Genomic DNA, 6,391 nt, shown 5'->3' on the forward strand with positions numbered 1-6,391 from the left:
CTCAGGACGCTTATGCTTTTTCCGAAGGTTACGGCGACAGCGAACACGCCGCTTGCGTATTTTTTAACAAAAGATTATTCAGAGAAGCCGGTCTTGACTCCAACCTTCTTTATGATCTTCAGAAAAAAGGAGAATGGACATGGGATAAGTTCATGGAAGTTGCAAAAAAACTTACAAGAGATGTAAACAACGATGGTATTACGGATATATACGCAATGACATGCGACCTTTCTTCTGAGATTCTGGACGCTTTTGTTTCGAGTAACGGCGCGATGTATGTTGACAAAGACAAGAACGGAATGCTTGTTAACGCTTCAAACAGACCTGAATTTCTTGAGGCTGTCCGTTTTTATTTGCAGTTAAGAGACGCAAAAGTTATGAAGCCAAAACCGCCCGGAGAAACGACTCCGTGGAACTGGTTTATTCCCGAATTCAACGATGGAAGAGTTGCAATGCGCATTGACCAACAATACTTGGCAACAAACGATCTTCGTACTATGAAAGACGATTGGGGTATGGTTCTACCACCAAAAGGTCCAAGAGCAAAGAACTATGTGGTATTTAACGATGATAACGTAAGAGTAATTCCCGCCAAAGGATATACAAAAGAACAAATTGACGCGATTATTTGGGCTTATCAGGCTTGGGTAACTCCTCCTGATGATAACTGGAAAAACGAAACTTATCCTAAATACAGGGACAGAAGAGCAGTTGATGAAACAGTCGCCATGATCCGCGATCAGAAATTGTGGCAGTGGAAATATCACCTTCATGTTCCCGGACTCCAACGCGGAGGTATCGCGTGGGAAATCTGGTATAATGACGGCGAACCCGCGCAGTTAGTTGAAAAGGTTCAAAATAGTTGGAATGCGTTAATTATGGACGCTAACGGTTTATAATTTTTGGGGAGCAAATATCGCGTTGTCTTCTTGTTAATTATTTTGGGTAGATTTGCAAAATTCGTCAAATAGCGGCTCTACCGCTAAAAAAACATCAACCAGTTCGGGGTCAAATTGGCGTCCGTTTTCTTCCAATATGATCTCTTTTGCTTTTTCTCTGCTGAATGGCTCTTTGTATGTGCGTTCTGAACGTAACGCGTCATAAACATCGGCAATGGCGATTACACGCGCAAGAAGAGGTATATCATCTCCTTTTTTGCCGTCGGGGTAGCCGTTGCCGTCCCATTTTTCATGGTGATGTTTAGCCATTACAAAAGCGTTTTTTAAAAAGTCGTTATCTTTGGCGAATTGCATTGATCTTTCCAAAGAATCAGCGCCTTTCGCGCTGTGGTTTTTCATTACTCCAAACTCATCGTCGTTCAATTTGCCGTTTTTAAGAAGGATACTATCAGGGATTGCGATTTTTCCCATATCGTGTAACAAAGAAGATTCCGCGATTCTTTCAATTTCCGATTCGGTAAATTTATGACCGCGCTTTACCAATTCGCGCAGTAAAATAGTAACATATTCGCTTACACGTCTTGTATGTATGCCGGTGTAGCCGTCTTTTTTTTCTATCAGATCGCTCATCGAATACACAATAGCCTTTTGAAGATTGCGGACGCTTTCAGTTTGCTTGTAAACCTCAGATTGCAGTTCCATGTAAAAACGCTCAATTTTAGCATGAGACTCATTAAGCTGACGGATTAATTCCTCTTTTTCCGTGATGTCGGTTACTATAACGACAGTACAGATCATTTCATCAAATTTATCATATATATAATTTAACGAGATTTGGCATTTCTGTCCTTCAACGCGGCAAACAGCGTCGCAGTTGAATACGGACTCGTCTTTTTTATGGCGATGCAATGATATTAAATCCTCTGATAACGGGTTATTTGTAAAATCAAACAGACTAAACAATTTTAGCATGGTAAGTTGTTCAGCGTTTTTTTTTAAAAAAGTTTCCGAAGCCGCATTACAGAGCATAATATCGCCTTTTTCATTCAGAATAAGCACAGGTAATTTAACAGCAGTATAAACATAAGTAGCAAGGTTGGAAATATTAAAACTAAAATTGTTATATTGGTTGGCATAATTATTAAAAATAAAGACTAGCGCCAACAACCCAATAAAAGGGACAAGTTCCGTCCAATATAAATTAGAAGTAACCAAATCACAAATAAGAAAAACGAGCGATACTATAGCGCCTATTAATATTGTTTTTGCCTGTAAACGATCTCGTTTTAGAGATGCTGTTTTTATCCATTTATACATTAAATATACTAAACAAAAAAATTCAAAAACAATTATTAAAAGAAACAATGTATTAAACAAATAGGAAGAGAAAATGTTTATTGACTCGGCAAATGTAACTGCAATAATAGCTGTTACCGTAAATGCCAGCGTATTAGCGGAAAGCAAAATAAACTGCAATAATTTAATACTTTTGGATTTGATTTTTGAAAGGCTAAAAATAAACGCATAAAGAAACGGAACTATCATTATTTTTATTAACGAGAGAACCATATTTATTTTGCTGAAAATATAACTTGATTCACCTAATGCTACGCCTTCTGTAGATGCTTTATAAAACTGAAACCCATTATTAAAAGTGGAAATTGCAATTAATGTACAAATGGCAAAAAAGTACCAGTTTAAAGCACTACGCCGAGTTTTCTTCACAATTTGAGACGTGCCTAGAAAAAGCACGATGAAGGAAATAACAACATATATATAAGTAAAAATCAACGCTTATTTCTCCTTTTCTTGTTTTCCACTAACGCGCCCAAGCCCAATAAAGTACGTCTCCACAGACTCGCTGCGGCAGGCTTCTGGCTTATAACTTTTTGCCGTTGTAAAAAGAGTTTTCATGCGTTTAAGAACAGCGTCTACTCCGCCGCCCTGAAAAACTTTTACAACAAGATTGCCACCGGAGGCAAGCGCGTTTTGCGCGTACTCTATAACCGTTTCCGCAAGTTCCAAAGAACGAGCCGAGTCTACTATATGATTCCCTGTCGTAGCGGGAGCGGCGTCGCTTATTATTACATTATAGGGGGATTTTGATAAAAGCGTCTCGCGCACTTCCGCGGTTGTAACATCGCCTTGAATAAAGAAAAAATTATCGCCGTCAAATAAACCCTTGTCAAATTCACGGGAAAGGGGCGAAAGGTCTGCGGCGGCAAGAAAGCCCTTACCAGCAAATTTACGCAACACATAAAGACTCCAACTTCCGGGAGCGGCTCCTATGTCCAATACACAAGGATTATTTGCACCGCCTGACTTACGAACCTTAAAAATATCGAACTTTTCATCGATCTCTTTAAGTTTATAAACGGAACGGGCGGGATACCCTTCTTTGCGAGCCTTCTGTTGCCAGTAGTCAGGTTTCTTGTAATCTGCCATTAAAATATATTATAATGGTTTTATGGATCAAGAGTATACACAAAGAATAGAAAAAATAGAAAACGAGCTAAAACTCTGGCTGCCGGAAACAGCGGACTCGGTATGGGCGGAAAAAATATTTCCCGGTATCGGGGGAAAAATCAGCGCGGATTCGGTTCAATTTTTAACCGTACCGCTTAGCGATATTCTTTCGCGCGGAGGCAAACGCTGGCGACCTTTGTTAATGACGCTTGTCTGCGAAACTTTAGGTGGCGGCGATTCAGCCGTTCAACTTTCTCCCCTGCTTGAATTTTGTCATAACGCGAGCTTGATTCATGACGACATCGAAGATGAATCCGATGAACGGAGAGGTAAACCTGTTATTCATCAAATCTACGGTGTTGATACGGCGATAAATTCAGGTTCTTTCTTTTACTTTTTATCATCGTGCTGTATTGATTCGTGTAACTTAAAAAACAAAGAGCTTCTTTACAAACTTTGGACAGATTGCATCAGAAAATTACATCTAGGACAGGCGATGGATATAAATTGGCATAGAAATGTTTCCGCAGTGCCCGAAATAGACGAGTATTATACAATGTGCAAAATGAAAACTGGAAGTCTTTCGCGTCTTGCCGTAGAGTTAGGCGCGTATTCCGCTGACGCTCCAAAAGAAGCTGTTAAGGTTTTAGGCGACGCGGCGGAAATGATGGGACTGGGGTTTCAAATATTGGACGATGTAAAAAATTTGACGACGGGAATCCCAGGGAAAAAGCGGGGGGACGATGTGGTCGAAGGGAAAAAAAGCCTTCCTGTTCTTTTGTTTCTTCATAAATATCCGGAAAAACGAGAGCGAATTTTTTATTATTTTCACTCCGCCAAAATAAATGGCACAAACGCCCCGGAAGTGGAAGAATTTATAGAAATGCTTACCTCGTCCGGCATTACCGCTGAAGCGGAAGAAAAGGGACAATCATTCTTAAAGCAAACACAGGAAATTTTTGGGTCTCATGAATTTTCAGGTTGTAACATAAATAAAGACGGGCTTGCCCTTCTTGACGGCTTTATTAAACTAATAAGTTAGAGAAGTAAATTGAAAACTATGTATTTAAGTGAAATATGGTCAGTCCTCAAAACAAGTCATGGAAACGCCCTGCTGTTAAAGCCAAAAGACAAGGATATTGCCGTCCCTATCTTTATTGGTACTTTGGAGATGCAGTCAATTTTAATGGGAAAAGAAGGTGTAAGCATGTCCAGACCGCATACCCATGACCTATTTTTAAATATGCTTGCCAATGTAAACCTCTCAGTTAAAAAAGTAGAGGTTTACGAGCTAAAAGACGATGTTTTCCATGCCCGTCTTGTAATAACAGGCGGCGAATATACTAAGGAAAAACCCCTTATTTTGGACAGCCGCCCTTCCGACGCCTTTGCCATTGCCACCCGTAAAAAATGCCCTATTTATCTGGCTTCTTCTATAATAGAACAAACCGGCGTTCCTTTGTCTTTTTTTATAAATGACCTAGAAGAAGATACCGATGATAAATATAGGTCTTTAAAAGAACAGTTGGAGCAGGCTGTCGCCGAGGAAGAATATGAGCAGGCGGCTGAAATAAGGGATTTGCTGAAAATGTTGGAAAATGACGCCTCTATTTAGGCGTTTTATATTGCATAATGGAGAAAATTATATTAAAATTCGTATATGATTTCGCTGAAACAAACTGATCAAAAATATAGACATATTTTCTGGCTTTCATCAGCCTTATGCTTGGTTTTTCTGATAAATCCGGGTAAATATATTAATTTCCAAAAACTTTTTGCAGACGGGCATGGCATTGGCGGCGGTTATCTGGCGGAAGAGCCGATTTCTGCGGAAAATTCCGATGTTTTGTTAACCGAGGCTAGTCTTGAATCCGTTTCGGAGCCTGACACCGTCTCAAAACCCCGTATCCTGTTCTGCGACGCCCATGTGGTTCAAAGCGGCGAAAATATCAGCAGTCTTGCCATCAAATTCGGGTTAAATCAGGATTCAATTATCTCTGTAAACAAAATATACAATACCCGCCTTCTTCAGATAGGGAAAGTATTAAAAATCCCGAATCAGGACGGGGTTTTTCACACTGTCAAAAAAGGGGAAAACCTAAGCTCTATAGCAGAAAGATACAAAGCAAATGTTGAATCCATAAAGACAGTTAATGAGCTTTTTTCCGACAAAATAACACCGGAAACAGACCTTTTTATTCCCGGAGCCAAGCTTGATTGGTCAAAACTTCAGGAAATTAACGGCGATTTATTTATGTGGCCTGTTAACGGCGCTATTACATCATCATACGGATGGAGAAGAGACCCCTTTAACAGAGGTCGGCGTCAACTTCACAACGGCATTGATATTAAAGGCAGTATAGGCACGCCTGTCAGAGCGGCTATGGCAGGAAGGGTAAGCGCGGTAGGGTATGACAATGTTTTCGGTAATTATGTATTAATCAGCCACAACTCAGGGTATCGCACCCTTTACGGACACATGAGCGTAATCAGGACAAAAACAGGCTCTTATGTCGCCCAAGGGGAACGCATCGGGGACGTAGGTAATACCGGACAGAGCACCGGGTCTCATCTTCACTTTACAATTTATAAAAACGGAGTTACCACCAACCCGCGTTTATTACTCAGATAGTTATTATTCTTTTTTTGATAAAGACGAAAACATAGACGAAAACGGCGATACTACATCTAAATCAATATGTACATCAGGAGTTTCTTCTTCATTGATTTCTACTCCTATTTCATCGGCATAAGCCAAAAGCCCTTTACCGTGATGATGAGTCGGTTTTTTATGTTCGTCGGCATGAGCAAGAAGTCCTTTGCTTTTAGGAGCGGGTTTTTCAAGCTCTTTAGCTTGAGCCAAAAGACCTTTGCTTTTGGAAGTCTTTTTTGTCGTTGATTTTTTACTTGCCTTGTTAAGAAGCCCTTTGTCGGCGGAAGCGGTTGATTTCTTTTTTCCTGACCTGCTTGCACGCCCCAAAAGTCCGCCACGGTCAGATTCATCAGTTTCCATAGCGGCACGCAGA

General features: G+C 40.4%; 7 protein-coding genes. 4 read left to right on the top strand and 3 right to left on the bottom strand.

Annotation, left to right across the window (positions count from 1 at the left end; translation table 11 throughout):
• Positions 1-899, top strand: an 899-nt coding sequence (locus tag ACYVTD_RS08965; RefSeq protein WP_461247438.1) for an extracellular solute-binding protein, incomplete at its 5' end; no start/stop codon positions are given.
• A 33-nt stretch (positions 900-932) separates the two neighbouring features.
• Here ACYVTD_RS08965 and ACYVTD_RS08970 read toward each other — a convergent pair.
• Both ACYVTD_RS08970 and ACYVTD_RS08975 read right to left on the bottom strand, forming a co-directional pair.
• The gene (locus tag ACYVTD_RS08970; RefSeq protein WP_461247439.1) at positions 933-2,690 is read right to left on the bottom strand and encodes an HD domain-containing phosphohydrolase; all 1,758 of its coding nucleotides are present in this window, start codon (positions 2,688-2,690) and stop codon (positions 933-935) included.
• Between the two features lie 3 nt (positions 2,691-2,693).
• Positions 2,694-3,344 (bottom strand): SAM-dependent methyltransferase, encoded by a 651-nt coding sequence (locus ACYVTD_RS08975; protein WP_461247440.1) that lies wholly within the window; start codon positions 3,342-3,344, stop codon positions 2,694-2,696.
• 22 nt (positions 3,345-3,366) lie between these two features.
• Here ACYVTD_RS08975 and ACYVTD_RS08980 point away from each other — a divergent pair, with 22 nt between their 5' ends.
• Genes ACYVTD_RS08980 through ACYVTD_RS08990 form a run of 3 tightly spaced genes read left to right on the top strand, consistent with a single transcriptional unit; the run spans position 3,367 to position 5,997 of the window.
• The gene (locus ACYVTD_RS08980) at positions 3,367-4,407 is read left to right on the top strand and encodes a polyprenyl synthetase family protein (protein ID WP_461247441.1); all 1,041 of its coding nucleotides are present in this window, start codon (positions 3,367-3,369) and stop codon (positions 4,405-4,407) included.
• A gap of 18 nt (positions 4,408-4,425) precedes the next feature.
• Entirely contained in the window at positions 4,426-4,980 is a 555-nt protein-coding gene (locus ACYVTD_RS08985) for a bifunctional nuclease family protein (protein ID WP_461247444.1), read from the top strand.
• 45 nt (positions 4,981-5,025) lie between these two features.
• The gene (locus ACYVTD_RS08990; RefSeq protein ID WP_461247442.1) at positions 5,026-5,997 is read left to right on the top strand and encodes a peptidoglycan DD-metalloendopeptidase family protein; all 972 of its coding nucleotides are present in this window, start codon (positions 5,026-5,028) and stop codon (positions 5,995-5,997) included.
• Positions 5,998-6,000: 3 nt separating this feature from the next.
• Here ACYVTD_RS08990 and ACYVTD_RS08995 read toward each other — a convergent pair.
• Positions 6,001-6,391 (bottom strand): hypothetical protein (locus tag ACYVTD_RS08995; RefSeq protein WP_461247443.1); only part of this gene is annotated, 391 nt, incomplete at its 5' end.

The sequence above is a fragment of the Treponema sp. R6D11 genome, from assembly GCF_054786075.1.